We start from the raw sequence: 19,936 nt of genomic DNA, 5'->3' as shown, positions 1-19,936 counted from the left end.
TCAAGATTCCCTATACCACAATCTGAAATAGATGCCAATCCAAATATAGCTCAGAATGAAGAATACTAAAGAGGAGTTTGGGATACAAATTAAAATGCCCTGAAATGTTCTTTAAAAGAGGCTGCCCAAACTCCGGGGCAGCCTCTTCCTTAATAAGTAATAGTATATAATTAAAAACATATTAAATTTATTTAAATTTTAAATAAATTTGCTTGTTTTACCTCTTTTTTACATTTTTGCTTGTGTTGCTGAGAAATTATTTTTTTTAGCAGCAGCATTTTTGCTGGTTTTGTGTCTAAGTGTATAATGAGAAATTATTTTTAACTGCTTATTAATAATCCTAATATAAGGTCTAAACATTAAAATTGTCTAAAATGAGAAAAAAAACTGCTTTGGGTTTTTTGTTGTGTCAGATTTTTGTGTAGCTGTGTTCTAACAGATATGCAAAACTAACAGCAGGGCCGCAAGCCTTACAGGCAATTCCGTGCCTTTGTTTCCGGTTCCCATAAATGGAGTGTGCCTGGCTCTAACAATCAAAAAATCTTTCGGATTTAAAGTTGCTTGGGAGGTGTAAAATGCTTATTGTTTAATGCAAAAACGTATTTATTGCATTAAGATAAAAGAATGCACTTACTACTTAATAAGTACGGCGGCGCTGCTGCACAATAGGGAAACTTACAGAGGTGCATTAATTGTTTTTGCCAGATGTAGAGAAAAATCAAACTAACATTTTCATTATCGTTCATTTTAATTAAACAAACACATGAGTTTAGGAAATTTTATGAAGTTAATGGCATGCCTGTCATTAACTATGCTCTTTGCGGTGAATTCCTTTGCCCAGAAGGTAACAATTCACGGAGATGTAAAGTCTAAAGAAGGTAAGGCTATAGAAGCTGCAACCGTAAGGGTAGATGGAGTTAACGGCTCGGTAGTCTATACGGAAGAAGATGGCACTTTCTCCATTCCGGCTAAGGTTGGCAACCATATTATTGTAGAAAGGGTAGGCTACAAACCCGAAAATATTTTAGTAAAGGCAGATAACGATGCCTATCATATTGTCTTGGAGGAATCTGCTTCCTCGCTGGATGAAGTTGTGGTAACGGCAAGCGGATCGCAAATCAAAAAAAGGGAGCAGGGATACGTATCCAATACTGTAAATGGTGCTGAGCTGACCTTGTCAAAACCAAGCACTGTGGGTGGCGGCCTGGCAGGAAAAGTACCGGGCCTTGATATTTCTGCAGTGGGCGGCGGGGTTAATCCCGATTACAGGCTGGTATTGAGGGGCCAAAGGTCTATCACCGGTAACAACAATGCCTTAATTGTACTGGATAATGTAATTGTGCCCTCTGAAATTTTTAATAATATAAACCCGGAAGATGTGGAAAGCATACAGGTGCTTAACGGCCCTGCCGGTGTTGCTTTATACGGTTCCCAGGCATCTAACGGCGCCTTAATTATTACCACCAAGCGGGGTAAAGCCGGCCCTCCGGTAATCAATGTATCTAATACGTTAACGCTCACAAGCGTTGCCTTTAACCCGAAACTGCAAAAAGAATTTGGTTCAGGTTTGGACGATTATGGTATAGATGAAAATGGCAACCCGCTGCTCACTATGTATGAAAACCAGTCTTACGGGCCCCGCTATAACGGCGAAATTATTGCGCTTGGTGAGCCATTAGAAGACGGCTCTCAACAGTATGCCAAATATGCTTATTTTGAAGACAGAACAAAATTCTGGCAAACCGGTTTAACCAACCAGACCGATGTTTCCCTCTCGCAGGCAGATGATAAATCATCTACCATGTTCAGTGCACAATACCTGGATACCAAAGGCGTAACCTGGCTTGATAAGTACAAAAGGGCTTCTGTGCGGTTAAACGGCTCAAGAAATTTCCTGCCAAACCTTAGCATTGATTACCAGGCAAGCTATGTGCAAAACAGGTACGATGTTACGGCTTACATAGGCTCTGTATATGATAATTATCTTAATATGCCGGGATGGGTGCCGGTAACCAAATATAAAAACTGGCGCACCGACCCGTTTGCAAACCCGAATGGTTATTATAACCCCTGGTACTCCAATCCTTATTTTTATATAGAAAACAACAGGTCTTATACCAACAACGATTATTTGCTGGGGAATATCGCATTGAAATATTCACCATTTACCTGGATGACCATAAGGTCCACCACCGGTTTGGAGGCGAGGACTATAACAAATAAAGTAACAACCGGCAAGTTTGATTATACAGATTATGCTATAGAAGCTAGTGGCAATGGAAAATCAGATATTCTTGGTTATGATTATGAGTATTCCATGAATTCAAGCCAGATATTCCAAACAGTGAATACGGAGTTCAGGAAAAAAGTAAATGATCTTAATTTCACCCTGTCAGTTCAGGGCGATTTAAAGCAAAATTACCTGAAATACCTGTATGGCGCCGTATCGGGATTGTCAGACAGCAGTATTTTCAACCTGAGCAATTCGCTTAATACCCCTTCTGCCGGCAATGGCATGTATAAGGCGCGCCAACTGGGTTTGGCCTACGAATTTAAAATTGGCTATAAAGGGTATTTATTCCTGCATACTACGGGCAGGAACGACTGGGTTTCTATCCTTGATCCCGGTGACCGTTCTTTCTTTTACCCGGCAGTTGACCTTTCTTTCGTTGCAACCGATGCACTGCCCTTCCTGCAGGAGGCAGAATGGCTGGACGTGTTAAAATTCAGGGGTGGCTGGTCTAAGGTGGGAATGGTGAACCTTAAAGACTATACGTATGGCGCTTATGCAACCCAGCCAACTTTTTCCCAGGCTAACGGCTATCCTTATTCCGGCATAGCCGGTTATTCAGTAGGCAGTACCATTGTACAAAGCGGGTTAAAGCCTGAAATTACCAAACAGATTGAAGTGGGCACTGATTTTACTTTGCTAAAAGGTAAAATTGATGGCAGCTTTACTTACTACTCTTCCACAACAGATAACCAGACTATTCTAACCAACATATCGAATGCCACCGGTTTTACTTATTACCTCTCCAATGCGGGAAAAACTTCTAATAGCGGCGTAGAAGCCAGGCTTACTTATACAGCGCTTGATACCAAAAACTGGACGGTGAACTTATCCGGTACCTACGCATACCAGAATAGTAAGGTTAATTATTTAAATTCCACCTTGTCGCGTTTAAGCTTAGCTACTTACAGTTCTGCAGGCTCTTATGCTGTGCCGCACATGCAGTTCCCTCAAATATATGGCAGTGATTATGAAAGGGATGATGAAGGCCATGTAATAGTAGATGCAACAACGGGCATGCCCAGCGTAGGCGACTATAAATACTTTGGTAATGCCGATCCCCACCATATTGTAGGGTTTACCCCATCTATCAGGTACAAATCATTCTCAATTACTGCTGTTTTCGAATATCGTGGCGGCATGATACGGTATAATGGTATCGGTAGTAACCTGGCCTGGTCAGGTATGGGCATTAACACGGTAAAATATAACCGTGAGAATTTCGTGTTTCCTAATTCTGTTTACCTGGATAAAGACGGGGAATATGTGAAAAATACAGATGTGGTAGTAAACCAGGGCAACAGCGGTTTCTGGACCGGCGTTTACCGCAGTGTTTCCAGCAACTTTATTACCAGCGGCAATTATATGAAGCTGCGCCAGCTAAGCATATCATATAATTTCCCGCAAAGCATATTAAAGGGGCTGAGAGCGTTTAAGGCAGCAAGCCTGAGCCTGCAGGGGCGTAATTTGTTTATATGGTTGCCCAAGGAAAATGTTTATACTGATCCTGAATACAGTAATGCGGGAAGTGACAGCAATGGCATTGGTTTAACCGGAGTTACTTCACCCCCGCAACGTTATTACGGCGCTACCTTATCATTAACTTTTTAATATTTATAATTTTAATATTTATAATAATGCGTAATAAATTATTATTAGTTGGTTTTGTAATAGTGGCTTTTAGCCTGGGTGCCTGTAAAAAATACCTGGATATTAATACAAACCCAAATTCCTCCACAAGCTCAACTCCTGATTTGGTTTTGCCGCAGGCCATAGTTTATACAGGCGCTATGGCGAATTATTTAAACACGTACGGCATGCAGGTAGGAGGCTATGGTGCAAATGCCGGCGGTTATGGCGGTTATGCAGCTAACTGGACTTACAATTTCACGACTGATTATTATACTTCTATCTGGAGCGGCACTTACGACCTTTTGGAAGACTTGCAATACGTAATCACTTCAACAGAAGGCAGCGATAACTATGCCTATTATAATGCCGCCGCCAAAATTCTGAAGGTTTATAATTACCAGCACCTGGTAGATCAGTATAATGACATACCATTTACTGAAGCATTATCTTCTACCAACATTACACCATCTTACGATGAAGGCACGGCAATATACCCGCAGTTAGCTGACATTCTGGATTCAGCCATTGATGTGATAGAGAACGCTGTTTATCCTACGTCATTAACATCTTCTACTGATCCTTTATTTGCAGGAGATATGACTTCATGGATACAGTTTGCAAACACCATCAAGCTACGTTTGATCATACGGGCTTCTTCTGCGGTTACTTTTTCAAATACCACTTTTACTGATGATGGTTTTCTTACAGACGACGCTATTGAAAACCCGGGTTATGAGCAATCGAGCGGAAAAGCGAATCCCGGTTTCAGCTCCTGGGTTTTTGCTTATGACGGGTCAAATGGAAGCCGTTCGTGGATACCTTCAAAGTATATCTATGGCTATTATGATGGAAATAAATTAACGGATGCGGCAAGGGGCGCGGCCATTTATTACGATTTTCCATCTACCCCTGTAAACCAGTTAGGCATAACAACCGATGTGGAAAGTGCACCCACCGTAGGAGCCTGGTATTCAGGCGATGGCACATCAGGAAGCACGGTGGGAGATGCCATAGGTGTAATGAAAGGCTTTGACATGGGCGTGCCGCTAATGCTGGCGGCAGAGAGTTATTTTCTGCAGGCAGAGGCTGATGTAAGGGGCATTTTATCAGGCGACGCGCAAACAGATTTTGAAAGCGGTATAACGGAATCTTTTCACTATCTCTATAAGCTTTCTGATGGCACTGTAGCAAGCGGGTACGATTACACAACTGATGCAGAAACCTATATTTCAGACAACAGCACCAGCTATCTGGCAAACTTTAGCCTGGCTACTTCCACAGAAGAACAAATTGAAGCTATTATTACACAAAAATATATAGCGCTGAATATGACAAATTGTGATGAAGGATGGAATGAATACAGGAGAACCGGCTATCCTGCCTCAGGCACTACGGCCGTGAACAACCCTTATGGCTCCTTTGCCTCAACCCAGTCTGAATCTACCCGGTCAGATCATCTGCCAACAAGAATACTATATCCTTCCTCTGAATATTCTTACAACGGGGATAAAGTTCCGTCTGCATCCAGTATAAGCCCGTTTACATCGCTTATTTTCTGGGCGCAATAGATATTGTTTAAAAGTTTAAAAAATATTTTTTTCTTATCACATTAATGAAGTAAAAATGAAAATGACTAAAAAACTATATAAAAACAAGCTGTGGATGTTCCTGCTTCTCGTGGTGGGAACGCTTACCCACCAGGGTTGTAAAGATAAGGATGTAGCTTTCCCTACAAACTCCGACGAAACTACAGCTATTATAGAGCTTGGCAATACTGAGCTTGCCGACAGTTATTCTTCGGTGTATTCACTGTATTCTAATTCGGGAAAATTTATTAATGATACAGCGGGATTTTATGTGATTGTTAATTACAATGGCGAAACAACGTATGCCCCTGAAGATATAACCGTTACCTTGGAAATAAATTCAGATGCCCTGGATGCGTATAATACTGAAAATTCTACCTCTTATGCACTAATGGATGAAAACATAGCCAGCTTTTCTACAACAGTGATTATACCCAAAGACTCAAGTTATGCAAGGTTCAGGGTTGTGGTAAATGATACAACCGGTTTTGATTTTGACAGTACTTATGCTTTGCCGTTAACAATTACTTCTACAACTTATGGTACCATCAGTGCAAATACCGGAACTAAATTGTTTTCATTTGTAGGTCAAAATGCTTATGCAGGTACTTATACTGAAGTAGGTTATTTTTACCATCCTTCATCACCAAGAAGTTTGTCTTTAACAACAGATGTCACTACACTTTCTTCAAATTCAGTTAAGATTGCTGTGGGAGATTTGGGCAGTTCTGAGTATTATGTAAGAGTGACGATAGACCCGGACACCTATGCGCTAAGCATAGAAGATTACGGCACTGGTGTAACAATGTATGCATTAGATGCATTGCCTGATAGTAATCCTGGCTATACGGCAGCATGGACCAGTTCTTCCTTGTGTAATAACACCTATGATCCGGAAACAGGAATATTTTATTTAAGAATAGGTTATTTAGGTTCAACTGGATGGAGAGTTTCTGAACAAATTCTTACGCCGGAATAGCCGATCAATATACAAATTGATATGTAAAAAGCTGTCTCAAAAATGCTGAGGCAGCTTTTTAATATTCTGTCTTTTAGTATTGAGGCTTGTAATGTGATAACAAATAAAGCACCTCGCCACTCAAGCAGCTAAAAATGCCCCAGCAAATTGCTTATCAGTATATTAGACCTTTTTAAAAATACCTGCTCATCTTTCTCTAATATAATTTCTACGGTGGTTTTATCTTTCAGGGTAATAATAATTTTTGAAATGCGGTTATTAAAATCGCCTGACACAAAAAGAATGTTGTCATAAAGCGTTTCGTTTCCCTGTGAGGTCATATTCTTTTTTTTGCCTATGGCAGAGCTTTCCTGGGCTACGAACACATATTCCTTGCCGGTACTGTCTGTTCCTTTTACAGAATCTATATCAAAAAAAGTTAATTGAGTTGTGTTGGTCCACGTTAGCCTTAAAAATTTTATATCTCCTAATGATAATAAGTTAAAAGAAAAGCTTTTAATATAGCCCGGTTTTGCCGAGTTCTGCGGGCTGATACTTATATTGGAGAGCGGGATTTTTTTGTCTGTCGCTTCTATGTAACGTTGCTTGTTTGCTTTGTCTGTCTCGTCTTTTACTATTTTTTGTCCATAAGTTTGATCCAGGCTTAATGAGGCAATTATAAGAGATAAAAATACTGGCTTCATAAAGAAAGATTATAGAGTTATAATAAATTTTATTACGTATTCAAATATATAGATTTAGATAAGTTGCCTGCAAAATTTTATATGAATGGTGTATGGCATTTCACGGGCTTGAATTGCACATCAATTTTTGATGCCGTAACAAAAGATGTTTACATAAGCAGCTACAAAAATGTAAGCGCAATCAGGCGTATTGTTGAAGAATCGCTAACATTGCAAAAATAAACCTACAAATTATGGCAGATCAGCCTCAGCAACAGCAGAACCAGCTCAACATAGAAATAAGTGAAGAAGTATCTGAAGGCACGTATGCTAATCTTGCCATTATAACGCACAGCCATGCCGAGTTTGTAATAGATTTTGTGAATGTAATGCCCGGAACCCCCAAGAGCAAAGTAAAATCACGCATTATCCTCACGCCTATGCATGCAAAGCGTTTTATGCGCGCCATGCAGGAAAACATTGAACGTTATGAAAGCGTTCATGGAAAAATACAAGACCTGGAACAGGTGGAGATACCCCTCAATTTTGGCGGCCCTACTGCACAGGCATAAGCCCTTCCCTAAAGGGGGATATTATTTTTTCGTTAACTGTAGAATAAAAGCCTCTTTTAGTTTACAAAATGCAGGCTTTTGAAACATAACTGTTTTAAACTCCCCTTTAGGGGATGGGGGGCAAATAAATTCTCCCCTTCAGGGGATGGGGGCTTACGTTTTTTTATGTAGCTTACATGCTATGATTGGAAACAGGTTTATAAAATTTGATCCTGCAGCAAGCGGCAAAAGCAAATTTGAAGAACTGCTCGATCTCTTTATGCAATTGCTTGCCTATACCAGCGGCGATGTAAGCGAAGCGTTGGAATGGATGAATGAACTGGACAAAAAATACCAGCTTACAAACGATGAGTATGGCATGGGCGATTTTATTGAAGACCTGAAGCGCAACGGTTATATAAGAGATAATACCGAAACCGGCGCCATGCAAATAACCGCGAAAAGCGAACAAAGCATTCGCAGGAAAAGCCTGGAAGAAATATTCGGCAGGCTTAAAAAAAGCAAACAGGGCGATCATACAACGAATAAGCCCGGGCAGGGAGATGAGATAAGTCCTGATTACAGGCCATTTCAGTTTGGCGATATGCTGGAACAGATTGATTTTACGGAAAGCATACGCAATGCCCAAATAAATCATGGCGTGGAAAACTTCCAGATGCATGAAGATGATCTGCAGATTCGCGAAACCGATTTTAAGGCGCAAACATCCACCGTGCTGATGATAGATATTTCGCACAGCATGATCTTATATGGCGAAGACAGGATTACGCCGGCTAAAAAGGTAGCCATGGCTTTAAGCGAGCTCATCACTACAAAATATCCTAAAGACACATTGGATATTGTAGTGTTTGGCAACGATGCCTGGCCGGTTGAAATTAAAGATCTGCCTTACCTGCAGGTAGGCCCGTATCATACCAATACGGTTGCGGGTATTGAGTTAGCGATGGATATTTTGCGGCGCAGAAGAAATCCCAACAAGCAGATTTTTATGATAACCGATGGCAAGCCTACCTGTTTAAAGATGGGCGGCCGTTATTATAAAAATGCGTTCGGGCTTGACAGGAAGATCACGAACCGCTGTTTAAACCTGGCGGCGCAATGCAAGAAGCTCAAAATTCCTATCACTACATTTATGATAGCAAGCGACCCTTATCTGCAGCGTTTTGTAACAGAGTTTACAGAAACCAATAATGGCAAAGCATTCTTTGCATCGCTGGATAAATTAGGCGCATTCATCTTCCGCGATTTTGAAAGCGGCAAAAGAAAAACAGTGTATTAGCCCCAACCCTAAAGGGAGTATTTACAACTATAACTTATTTTATAATTAACGCGAATACATTTTATGAAGATTAAAGATGAATCCCCCTTTAGGGGGCAAGGGGGCATTAAAACATTAGGCGAATTAAAAAGAAGTGGTTACAAATCCATTTCTGTGAAAGACGAAATAAGAAAAAATCTTATTGAAAGCATACGCAATAAAGAAAATACATTCAAAGGGATTATTGGCTATGAAGATTCCGTCATTCCCGATACGGAAAGAGCTTTATTAAGCCGTCATAATATTTTGTTTCTCGGGCTGCGCGGGCAGGCCAAAACCCGTATGGCCAGGCAAATGACCGATTTGCTGGATGAATATATTCCTGTAATTGCAGGCAGCGAAGTGAATGATGACCCGTTAAATCCTTTGAGTAAATATGCTAAAGACCTTATCGCCGAACATGCTGAAGAAACACCCATTACGTGGCTGCACCGCAGCGGGCGCTACGGTGAAAAACTGGCAACGCCGGATGTAAGCGTGGCAGATTTAATCGGCGACATTGATCCAATTAAAGCCGCTAATCTCCGTTTAAGTTTTGCGGATGAGCGGGTAATTCATTACGGTATTATACCACGCAGCAACCGGGGTATTTTTGTTATCAACGAAATACCCGATCTGCAGGCGCGCATACAGGTTGCCTTGTTTAATATTCTGGAAGAAGGCGATATACAAATACGCGGATTTAAGCTGAGAATGCCGCTGGATATTTTATTTGTCTTCACCGCCAATCCCGAAGATTATACAAACCGCGGTAGTATTGTAACGCCTTTAAAAGACAGGATTCAAAGCCAGATATTAACACATTACCCAAAAACGATTGAAACGTCGCTGGAAATAACCGAGCAGGAAGCGGATATTCTTGAAGATCAGAAATCAATAGTAGCTGTAAGCGACCTGGTAAAACGCCTGATTGAACAGGTGGCATTTGAAGCCCGCAATAATGAGTACGTGGATAAGAAAAGCGGTGTAAGCGCAAGGCTGCCTATAGCTGCTATGGAAAATGCTTACAGCAGTGCAGAGCGCAGGGCTATGCGCAATAATGAGAAACATACGCAGATATGGGTAAGCGACCTGGTAGGCATTATTCCATCCATAACCGGCAAAATTGAACTGGTGTACGAAGGCGAGCAGGAAGGCCCGTACCAGGTGGCCGTTAATTTACTTGATAAAGCCATCCGCTCACAGTTCATCACTTATTTTCCAAACCCGGAAACATTAAAGAAGCGAAGGGCCACCGGCAAGGCCTCACAGGCAGAAAAGGAAAACGACAATCCGTATAAAACCATAACAAGATGGTTTGATGCGGGCAATCATATTGATGTAATGGTAGATGCAAAAGACGCGGATAAAATACATGCTTTGTATAAAGTGGATGGCTTATACAGCTTTGTAAAAAAATATTTTCCGCATGCCAATGAAAAGGAAAATGCCTTGCTGATGGAATTTGTATTGCATGGCCTTGCAGCCTACTCACTCATCAGCAAAAAAGTAATTGAAGGAAAGATAGAGTTTAAAGACCTTATCGGCAGCATGATGAACCTGGGACAGATGAACTATAACGATGAAGAAGATGATTTGAATGATGACAGTTTCAGGTAATTTTTTTAATAAAATTCGTCTTGCCGGATAGTGAAATAAAAACCCCGCCTAAGACTAAGCGGGGTTTTTTTCAACCCTAAACCCTTAAAAAACAGGGCGAAGTTAATATGATTTTTTAATATTACAATTTGCAAAAAAATTATTTATTTCTGTCTTGTTGCCATGTAAATAACCGGATCTTAATACTTATTGTTCCAGCAATTTATAAATCTGGTCAAGGTTTGGCGTTAAAATTATTTCTGTTCTGCGGTTATGCGCCCTGCCTTCAGGCGTGCTGTTGGTATCAACAGGATCAAACCAGGCATGGCCGGATGCAATAACCTTTGCAGGGTCCACTTTATAATCGTTCACTAAAATCCGCACCACGCTTGTAGCGCGGGCTGTGCTTAAAGCCCAGTTGTCTTCAAACTTCATTCGAATGGGAATGGAATCTGTATGCCCTTCTATCGTTACGGCAATATCAGGATTTGCAATCAATACATTGGCGAGCTTGCTCAGCGCTTCTTTGCCCGCGGGGTTTACAACGGCGCTGCCTGAAGGAAATAAAAATTTCTCGCTAAGGCTTACATATACCTTTCCATTTTTCTGCGTTACCGTAAGGTCACTGTCGCTGTAACCCACCAGCGCATTTATCATTTTATTTCTTAAATCGCTGGTTGCCCTGCGTTGCTGGTCGAGCAGGTTTTGCAAATCCTGCAAACGTTTTTGCTGCGCCTGTAAATTTTGCTGCAGGGAATTTACTTTAGATGAAGCATCATTGCTCAGTTGTGTGTTTTGTTTGTTAAGCGCATCTATATCCGATTGCAATTTATTGATCGTTGATTGCTGGCCTGCAATTTTAGATGCCATTAAAGTGCTGTCGTTCTGCAATGTTCTGTATTGCATTTGTGCATCAAGCAGCTTGCGTTTTGAAACGCAGGCTGTGGTAAGGACAATGGCAAATGCCAAAAGGCCTGAAAAACTTTTTCTCATATAAATTTTTTATTGGTGATTAAAAACTATGCCAAACGTACATGCAATAATTCATGCATATTGTATAGCAGGAATATAGAAAATATAGTTATTGAAATGTAGCTTTCAATGACTATATGCCTATGTTTTTTTGCCCCATTATGAAACCTGTTTATCTGTGTGTCTTACATTAAACATTGCGCCAATATGGATATAATATATTCAGGAGGAACTCAGCCAGATTTATGGCTTCGCATTTTCTTTTGAAATTATTTCGCCATGCAGCAACAATACATGCTTGTTATTGTGTTTTGTGTTGGCAGTAACCGTAATTGTTTTAAAAACCGGCCCAAACGAAGTATAGCTTTTAAAACTTGCAGATATGAAGCTGCTTTTGCCGGGCAGTATGGGATCTTTGGGATAATCTGTTATCGTGCATCCGCAGGATGGTTGTGCCTCTGAAATAAGTAAAGGCTTCGAGCCTGTATTTTTAAACCTGAATTTAAACTGCATGGAATCGCCCGATCTCATGGTGCCGAAATCAATAACAGAATCCAGCCATTGAATTTCTGTATAACCAGCCGTATCGTTTTGTTTTGATAATGCCGGTTCTATGTTTTGTTTGTTTGTGCCAGGCTTTTTATCATGGCTGCATGCATAAAAAATAACCAGGAAAAACAAAATAGAAATGCCTGTCTTCATACATAAAATATTAAAAATTTCCGGAATGGCCATCCCAAAAGGCCCCGGTTGCAAATATTATATTTATTAAAGCGAAATAATTAGCCGGCTGATTAATATTTTGGGGTTTGTAAAAAATTAACTGTCTCACATCATTGCTATTTCATCCCATTAAGGAAAGCAATGCCGGCCTGGCAGCAGTACGGCATTTTCTGCACTCTCTTTCTATCACATACACCGTTATCATAACAAAAACCCCACACTCAAAAACTGAATATGGGGTTTAACTTAACCTTTCCTTTGAGTCCCGCTTATTGCGGGAGAATCCCTGCCTGAACTGCGTTCACGCAGGCAGGGAACCCCGTCTGAATGATTCATCGGGCAGGCGTCTTTCCTCCGTTTTCAGCAAGATGTTTTTTCAACCATACTTTACCGGCATTTGTTTTCAGATATTTTTCTCTTGCACGCGCCTCAGCCCATGAAGGATGTGTTTCAGTATAAACAATTTTCCATGGGCGGTGCCCTTTTGTAAATCTGTTTTTGCCGGCATTATGTTCCTTTAATCTTTGCAAAACATCTTTAGCCATTCCTGTGTACCAGGTGGCATCTGCAGTGCTTTCTATCACATACACCGTTATCATAACAAAAAACCCCACACTCAAAAACTGAATATGGGGTTTAACTTAACCTTTCCTTTGTAGCCGGTACGGGAATCGAACCCGTCTTTCCTCCGTGAAAGGGAGATGTCCTAGCCGATAGACGAACCGGCCGCTTTTCAATTGCGGGAGCGCAAAGATAACGGCCATTTGCTAATGAACAAAGTTTTTGGATTTTTTTGATGTGAAATATAGACGGCCCGCTTCAAAATCTAATTTATAATTAACAAATATGTGCGCGGTTATTCCTTAAAAAATTTTTTATCCTGGCCAATTTTTTACATTTACCCCCACTATCAGGAATAATTATGAGAAAAGCCATTTTACTCACCAATGGTTTGTTTAATACGGAGAATGCTAAAACAGCGCATGGTTTAGTAAGAGAAAGCAACCGTTTTAAAATTGTTGGCGTGGTTGATCATGTTTTTGCGGGCAGCGATGCCGGTGTTTTGCTGGATGGCAAACATAGGCACATACCTGTTTACGCAACGGTTGCAGAAGCAATTACTGCAAAACCTGAACTATGCATTGTAGGGGTGGCAACCAGCGGCGGCGTTTTTCCGGGCACATTGCTGAATGAAGTAAAACAAGCCATTGAGCTAAAACTTGATATTGTAAACGGCCTGCACGACCATTTGAATGAACGGCCTGAAATAAGAGCCCTTGCAGAAAAAAATAAGGTGGTACTGGTTGACATCAGGAAACCTAAAAAGCTGCCGGAGCTTCATTTCTGGACAGGTAAAATCTTTGATATAAAAACACCCATCGTTGCAGTTATAGGCACCGACTGCGCTTTGGGCAAACGCACTGCGGCAAGATTGGCAGTGAATGCCTGCAATAATGCAGGGCTGAATGCACAGATGATCTATACCGGCCAAACAGGCTGGCTGCAGGGCGGTAAATATGGTTTTATTCTCGATGCAACTTTAAACGATTTTGTTTCGGGCGAACTGGAACATGCCATACTTACCTGCTATGAAGAAACAAATCCTGATATTATTTTTATTGAAGGGCAATCAGCTTTGCGAAATCCCACCGGGCCTTGCGGCAGCGAGATGCTTATATCAGGCAATGCAAAATCTGTTATCCTGGTTACAGCGCCTAAAAGAAAATATTATGAACATGAACCAGCATGGGGAGAAATACCTTCGCCGGAATCTGAAATTGCTTTGATACAGCAATTGGGCTCCGCTGTAATTGCCATTGCCATAAATACAGAACATTGTTCTGAAGCGGAAGCGCTCGCCTTTCAGAAACAATATGAAGAAAAATTTAAAATGCCGGTAATGCTTCCGTTGCAGGAAGGCTGTGAAAAAATACTGCCGGTAATTAAAAGCCTTTGCAAAAGTTAAGCGGATATAACATGAAGATAAAATCGTTTAAAGCATATAAAAAAAATCTCCTGCTGCAAAAGCCTTATACCATTGCAAGGGAAACCATTACCGATGTTGAGAATGTTTTTCTTGAAGTGGAGCTCGAAAACGGCATAAAGGGCATTGGCGCTGCTAACCCATCTCCTGAAGTAGTGGGTGAAACGCCGGAACAAACACTGCAAAACCTGCAGTCCGGTTTTTTGGAAACATTGGCTGGAAAAGATATACGGCAGTTTTTGCACCATATTTATTTAACCAAGCAACAATTTCCCGGCCGGCCCGGAACGCAGGCCTGCATTGATATTGCGCTGCACGATGCTTTTACAAAATGGCTGGGTATCAGCCTTGTTGATTTTTACGGCAGGCAGCATGAGCGCATGCTTACTTCTGTAACCATTGGTATTAAAGATGTAGCTGCAACACTCGAAGAAGCGGATGATTATTATAAAAAAGGATTTCGCATACTAAAAATAAAAACAGGTTTGAATGCCGGGCTTGATGCAGACCGCATTATTAAACTAAAAGAAAAATTTGGTAAGCATTTTATAATCCGTGTTGATGCAAACACTGGCTATACACTGGATGACCTGAAGCTTTTTCTTTCGCTTACAAAAGCCTATGATGTTGAGTTGATAGAACAACCTTTACTGCCTTACCTTGATAAAGAATTATTGCAACTGCCCGCTGAAACCCGCGCCATATTAGCGGCTGATGAATCCCTCAAAGATGAAAGGTCTGCCCTGTCTGTCGCAGCACAAAATTTATATGGTATTTTCAATATTAAGCTCATGAAATGCGGCGGCATAAAGCGTGCAATGGAAATAGCGAATATAGCCAACCCTGCAGGCATTCATTTATTCTGGGGATGCAACGATGAAAGCATAGTGAGTATAACGGCTGCGCTGCACGCTGCATTTGCCTGCCCCCACACAAAGTATATTGATCTTGATGGCAGCCTCGACCTTACTGAAGATGTTGTTACCGGCGGCTTTATCCTGAAAGATGGTTATATGTATTTGGATGACGCGCCCGGCCTTGGTGTATCAATCATTTAGTATTTTGTGGCCATATAAAATATCTTAACCATCATTTTTCGCTTTATAACTTCATCATGCTTTACAGACTGTTTATTTGCACAATTTTTATTTCAGCTTCCATTTATTCTGTTGCACAAAACAACACACCGGCATTTCGCAATGCATCCCTGCCCATAGACGCAAGGGTAAATAACCTGCTTACTCAATTAACACTGGAAGAAAAAATAAGCCTGCTGGGTTACAGGAGCAAGGCGGTGGAACGGCTGGGCATTCCTGCTTATAACTGGTGGAACGAAGCCCTGCATGGCGTGGCAAGGGCCGGCGATGCAACGGTATTTCCGCAGGCAATAGGCATGGCTGCAAGCTTTAATAATGATTTGCTGTATGAGTGCGCTGCCGCTATTTCCACCGAGGCCAGGGCCAAATACAATATTGCCCCAAAGCAAAACGGTTCGCTGCAATACATGGGATTAACTTTCTGGTCGCCAAACGTAAACATCTTTCGCGACCCGCGATGGGGCAGGGGGCAGGAAACGTATGGGGAAGACCCTTTTCTTACAGCAACCATGGGAACTGCTTTTGTGCAAGGCATACAGGGCCATGACAGCCTGCATTTAAAAGCCGCGGCCTGCGCCAAACATTTTGCCGTGCATAGCGGGCCTGAAAGTTTGCGGCATGCGTTCAATGCAATTGTAAGCAATACCGATTTGCGGGAAACCTATTTATATGCTTTTAAAAAACTGGTTGATGCCGGCGTTGCCTCCGTAATGTGCGCTTACAACCGGGTGAACGATGAGCCCTGCTGCACCGGTAACACCCTGCTGCGATCCATACTGCGGAATGAATGGGGTTTTAAAGGGCAATTGGTTACCGATTGCTGGGCATTGGAGGACGTGTATGCCACACATAAAGCCCTGCCTGATGCGGTAGCCGTGGCTGCCGCTGCCATTAAAGCCGGTGTGAATATGGATTGCAGCAATATTCTGCAGGATGATGTGATGAATGCTGTAAAACAAAACCGCTTAACCGTAAAGGAAATAGACAGTTCGCTGGCGCCTACACTGCGCACCGAAATGAAGCTTGGCTTTTTTGATGATGCAAAGTCGTCAGTATATGCCGGCTATGGAGCAGATAGTGTTTCGAATGATTACCACAGGTTGCTTGCAAGAAAAATGGCGGCGCAAAGCATGGTTTTATTAAAGAATGACAACAGCATATTGCCGCTTGACAAAACCAAATATCCGCAGTTAATGATCGTGGGGCCCAATGCCGCTTCGCTGGATGCTTTGCTGGGCAATTATCATGGCGTAACAGGCAGGGCTGTAACATTTGTGGATGGTATTGTACATGCTGTTGGCCCCGGCGCAAGGGTGGAATATGATATGGGCTGCGATTATAAAGACACCACAAAATTTGGCGGTATATGGGCTGCTTCCAATGCCGATATTACCATAGCCGTAATTGGTTTAACGCCGGTGTATGAAGGCGAGGAAGGCGATGCTTTTCTTTCTGATAACGGCGCTGATAAGAAAAACCTGAGCCTGCCCGCTGCGCATATCGCTTATATAAAAGCATTAAGAAAAGGAACCAAAACACCCATCATCGCGGTAATAAATTCAGGCAGCGCGATTGATGTTTCTTCCATTGCTGATTACGTTGATGCGATCATTTTAGCATGGTATCCCGGCGAAGAAGGCGGCAATGCCCTGGCCGATATTTTGTTTGGGAAAGTTTCTCCTTCGGGGCATTTGCCCGTAACTTTTTATAACTCGTTTGACGACCTGCCAGATTATTCAAGCTATGCTATGAAGGGCAGGACTTACCGTTATTTCAATGGCAGGGTGCAATATCCCTTTGGTTTTGGCCTGAGCTATACCAGCTTTGATTATGCATGGGCGGGCAAGCCCGTTATGGGCAAAGACAGTGTTACCTTTTCTGTAAAAATAAAAAATACAGGAAAGTATAATGCTGATGAGGCGACGCAGGTATATATTGGTTATCCGGAATTGCCCGGCATGCCTTTGAAAGAATTAAAAGCTTTTAAGAGGGTGCCGCTGGCTGTAAATGAAGAAAAAACAATTTCATTCAGCATTGCTGTATCTGAATTAAAAAAATGGGATGAAGCAAACAATGCCTGGAATCTGAACAAGGGCAGCTATATAATAACAGTGGGTGAAAATGCTGATGATGCAAAGCTTACATCTTCTGTTACCATAAAATAAAAACCGCTGTTAGAGAACAACGGTTTATTGCACATGAGAAAAATGAAAGTATTACAGATCTATCGTCTTTAAATCTTTTGGAATCTTTACATCAACTGTTTGTGTCTGGTTGTTGCGCTTATAGGTTATTTTAACTGTATCGCCTTTCTTCAGCTCTTTTATGCTTTCCCTTAAATCATCGGTGGAAGCGATGTTCTTACCGTTAACCTGGGTAATTACATCATCTTCTTTTAAACCGGCTTTGGCTGCAGGCGAATCTTCATCGTCAATATCAAGCACTTTTACGCCATTACCTTCTTCTGTATCTTGTACGGAAAGGCCGAGACGTGGTTTATTATCGTTCCATGAAAAAGCAAAACCCTGGGGACCGCTAAAACTTTTTAAACTACGGCCTTCGCTGCCTGGTGTGTTCCATGAAAAAACATGCATTTGTTCAGACTTGCCTAAAGTAGCATTGGCAGTTGCCTGTTTGCCATCCCTTAAATAAGTTATCGCAACTTTTTCATCGGGTTTGTGCTTGCCAACTGTTTGGTACAAATCATCCGGGCTGGTAATTTTATCATCGCCTATTTTGGTTATAATATCACCTTCTTTCAGGCCGGCTTTTTCAGCAGCGCTGCCATCGGTAACATCGGTGATCTTTGCGCCCTGGTCATTCTTTTCGCTCATAATACCAAGAAATGCAGCATTTGATTTTACACTGTTCCTCATTTCTTTTCTTAATTCAAGCATTGGCGGTGTGGCAGGCGCAAATGCCGTGGCGCCTGAACGGTGGCCTTCTACAAATATGTGTTTATCATCCTTTATTTTTTGCTGAATGATTTTTACATCATCACTTTTAAAATCATCAACCGGTTTGCCATTTACGGTTATGGTGTTGCCATCAATTACCACGGTAATTTTTTCTTTGGTTGAATCTTTTTTCTGAATGATGATATCCTGCCTGTTCGTATTGTCAGGTTTTTCTTTTACCGGAGGCTGTGCCTGTGCGGAAACAAAAGCTAAGGTTGCGGAAAACAAGGTCATTAATCTTACTGTCTTAATCATAACTGCGGTTTTATATCTACGAAAATTTTAGTAGTTCAAATATATAGAGATTTATTAATTACGAAAGCCTTCGGAAATGTTAAAGCTGCCGGTTTAATTTTTTAGCGGGGAATATGGAAACCGCTTAAAATAGCGGAACGGCTATTATCAGCAAGTTCAAAATGCCTTTTATTTGCACAAAATATGCTTATGAAACCGAGCATGATAATTTTTCTCACACAGGGGAATGTGCATAGCGAGGTTCCATGAGACATCTGAAAAAACAAATATGCACGAATGAAATATTGGCTATTAGCATTTGGATTTTTTATTTCCTCTGCTGTTCAGGCACAATTTGGGTTTTATATGCAGGCCGGCGGCAATGCCACCAGGCTGCATGTATCAAGAAACCCGGGCGGAACGGTAAACGGTAATACTGGTTATGGCTGGCAGGCATCTGCAGGTACAGAATACCATACACAATTTGGGTTTTTGGTGTTTATAGAAGCCGGCGTTTCGCAAGAGCATTTTGGCAAAGATTCTGCCGGCGCCACCACATCAAAGGCAATCGTTTCTGAATATGCTTATCAGCCTCTATTCCTTAATTTCCCGTTTGGCATAGGCTACCAGTTCCCGCTTTCCAAACAACTTGCTTTAAGGGTTTATGCAGGCGCCACCACACAAATTGGCATTGGCGGCAAAGTGTGCCGCAAATCAATTATATATGGGGAAGACAGCACCGGCAGCGAAGTAATAACAGCAACAGAAAATAACAGCCATAAAATTAATTTTGGCCGCAGCATTCATCTGCAGAATGAATTCAGGTCTGATATTGCCAATGCGGTTTGGGGCCTGAATGCCGGTGTGGGCTTAAGCGTTTCGCAACAATTTGAAATTACGGCCATATTTCAAAGCACGCTTACCAATATGCTGCCGGGCGGCGATGGTGTAACGGAAATTGATAAGCTGCAATCGGTGAATATTGGCCTTACATATTATTTCAGCCGCAGTTATTATCATGCCAGGCCTCTATTCCATTAATATTTATTCAATGTTATTTATACTCCTCACGGAATAAAAATGTGCAATCGTTAATTAGCCAAAGTACAAGTTATCCGGGCTTATTGCTGGCCTTACATTAAGCAAGACAAACATACAACATGACGACTGGCACGTCATGCCCGGCCTGACCGGGCATCTACGCCTGAATTGTAAGTTTGCTGATAATATTATTAGTTGCTTTAAATAATAAGAGCAGGTTCCCGCCTGCGCGGGAATGACGGGCAGGAACGAGAATTAATCTTGCCATCTGATAAAGCAAGTACAAATTGCCAATGCATACATTTATCCGG

Annotated in this window: 16 protein-coding genes and 1 tRNA gene; 11 read left to right on the top strand and 6 right to left on the bottom strand. The window is 41.6% G+C overall.

Annotated features, from left to right (window positions below; translation table 11 throughout):
• The 4 genes from QM629_RS14570 to QM629_RS14555 all read left to right on the top strand — a co-directional run.
• A partial coding sequence (locus tag QM629_RS14570; protein WP_415160617.1) for a RagB/SusD family nutrient uptake outer membrane protein occupies window positions 1-69 on the top strand: 69 nt, incomplete at its 5' end.
• A gap of 694 nt (window positions 70-763) precedes the next feature.
• Window positions 764-3,901 carry a SusC/RagA family TonB-linked outer membrane protein gene (locus QM629_RS14565; protein ID WP_415160615.1) on the top strand — a complete coding sequence of 1,046 codons (3,138 nt, stop codon included), beginning with the start codon at window positions 764-766 and terminating at the stop codon, window positions 3,899-3,901.
• Between the two features lie 26 nt (window positions 3,902-3,927).
• Window positions 3,928-5,490 carry a SusD/RagB family nutrient-binding outer membrane lipoprotein gene (locus QM629_RS14560; protein WP_415160614.1) on the top strand — a complete coding sequence of 521 codons (1,563 nt, stop codon included), beginning with the start codon at window positions 3,928-3,930 and terminating at the stop codon, window positions 5,488-5,490.
• Window positions 5,491-5,551: 61 nt separating this feature from the next.
• On the top strand, window positions 5,552-6,487 hold the full coding sequence (locus QM629_RS14555) for a DUF1735 domain-containing protein (protein ID WP_415160613.1): 936 nt from the start codon (window positions 5,552-5,554) through the stop codon (window positions 6,485-6,487).
• Between the two features lie 128 nt (window positions 6,488-6,615).
• On the opposite strand, the gene QM629_RS14550 is transcribed toward QM629_RS14555, so the two are convergent.
• Entirely contained in the window at window positions 6,616-7,170 is a 555-nt protein-coding gene (locus QM629_RS14550) for a hypothetical protein (RefSeq protein ID WP_415160612.1), read from the bottom strand.
• A 233-nt stretch (window positions 7,171-7,403) separates the two neighbouring features.
• On the opposite strand from QM629_RS14550, the gene QM629_RS14545 reads away from it, so the two are divergent.
• The 3 genes from QM629_RS14545 (at window position 7,404) to QM629_RS14535 (ending at window position 10,638) form a co-directional block, all read left to right on the top strand.
• The gene (locus tag QM629_RS14545) at window positions 7,404-7,721 is read left to right on the top strand and encodes a DUF3467 domain-containing protein (protein ID WP_415160611.1); all 318 of its coding nucleotides are present in this window, start codon (window positions 7,404-7,406) and stop codon (window positions 7,719-7,721) included.
• Window positions 7,722-7,902: 181 nt separating this feature from the next.
• The gene (locus QM629_RS14540) at window positions 7,903-9,000 is read left to right on the top strand and encodes a vWA domain-containing protein (RefSeq protein ID WP_415160610.1); all 1,098 of its coding nucleotides are present in this window, start codon (window positions 7,903-7,905) and stop codon (window positions 8,998-9,000) included.
• Window positions 9,001-9,063: 63 nt separating this feature from the next.
• Window positions 9,064-10,638: a sigma 54-interacting transcriptional regulator gene (locus tag QM629_RS14535; protein ID WP_415160609.1), complete on the top strand. Its 1,575-nt coding sequence runs from the start codon at window positions 9,064-9,066 to the stop codon at window positions 10,636-10,638.
• 186 nt (window positions 10,639-10,824) lie between these two features.
• Here the strand turns inward: QM629_RS14535 and QM629_RS14530 are convergent, their stop codons facing one another.
• From QM629_RS14530 to QM629_RS14515, 4 genes are all read right to left on the bottom strand, one after another.
• Window positions 10,825-11,610: an OmpA family protein gene (locus QM629_RS14530; RefSeq protein ID WP_415160608.1), complete on the bottom strand. Its 786-nt coding sequence runs from the start codon at window positions 11,608-11,610 to the stop codon at window positions 10,825-10,827.
• A gap of 222 nt (window positions 11,611-11,832) precedes the next feature.
• Complete coding sequence (locus QM629_RS14525; protein ID WP_415160607.1) at window positions 11,833-12,291, bottom strand: DUF1573 domain-containing protein; 459 nt, start codon at window positions 12,289-12,291, stop codon at window positions 11,833-11,835.
• Window positions 12,292-12,644: 353 nt separating this feature from the next.
• Window positions 12,645-12,926, bottom strand: a complete 282-nt coding sequence (locus tag QM629_RS14520; RefSeq protein ID WP_415160616.1) for a GIY-YIG nuclease family protein — start codon at window positions 12,924-12,926, stop codon at window positions 12,645-12,647.
• 42 nt (window positions 12,927-12,968) lie between these two features.
• Window positions 12,969-13,040 (bottom strand) — tRNA-Glu (locus QM629_RS14515).
• Window positions 13,041-13,234: 194 nt separating this feature from the next.
• Between QM629_RS14515 and QM629_RS14510 the strand changes: the two genes are divergently transcribed.
• From QM629_RS14510 to QM629_RS14500, 3 genes are read left to right on the top strand one after another with little or no spacing between them, the layout of a single operon-like run.
• Window positions 13,235-14,278 (top strand): DUF1611 domain-containing protein, encoded by a 1,044-nt coding sequence (locus QM629_RS14510; RefSeq protein WP_415160606.1) that lies wholly within the window; start codon window positions 13,235-13,237, stop codon window positions 14,276-14,278.
• An 11-nt stretch (window positions 14,279-14,289) separates the two neighbouring features.
• Window positions 14,290-15,354 (top strand): mandelate racemase/muconate lactonizing enzyme family protein, encoded by a 1,065-nt coding sequence (locus tag QM629_RS14505; RefSeq protein WP_415160605.1) that lies wholly within the window; start codon window positions 14,290-14,292, stop codon window positions 15,352-15,354.
• A gap of 56 nt (window positions 15,355-15,410) precedes the next feature.
• A complete protein-coding gene (locus QM629_RS14500; RefSeq protein WP_415160604.1) occupies window positions 15,411-17,558 on the top strand; it encodes a glycoside hydrolase family 3 C-terminal domain-containing protein in 2,148 nt (715 codons plus the stop codon).
• Between the two features lie 51 nt (window positions 17,559-17,609).
• On the opposite strand, the gene QM629_RS14495 is transcribed toward QM629_RS14500, so the two are convergent.
• Window positions 17,610-18,605, bottom strand: coding sequence for a PDZ domain-containing protein (locus QM629_RS14495; protein WP_415160603.1), 996 nt, complete (start codon window positions 18,603-18,605; stop codon window positions 17,610-17,612).
• Between the two features lie 276 nt (window positions 18,606-18,881).
• Here QM629_RS14495 and QM629_RS14490 point away from each other — a divergent pair, with 276 nt between their 5' ends.
• Window positions 18,882-19,625 (top strand): outer membrane beta-barrel protein, encoded by a 744-nt coding sequence (locus tag QM629_RS14490; protein WP_415160602.1) that lies wholly within the window; start codon window positions 18,882-18,884, stop codon window positions 19,623-19,625.
• Window positions 19,626-19,936 lie beyond the last annotated feature (311 nt).

Source organism: Parafilimonas sp. (assembly GCF_047606085.1).
Lineage (GTDB): Bacteria > Bacteroidota > Bacteroidia > Chitinophagales > Chitinophagaceae > Parafilimonas.
Note: the sequence above shows the minus strand (reverse complement) of the source record. Positions and strands in the feature narration are given on the sequence as shown.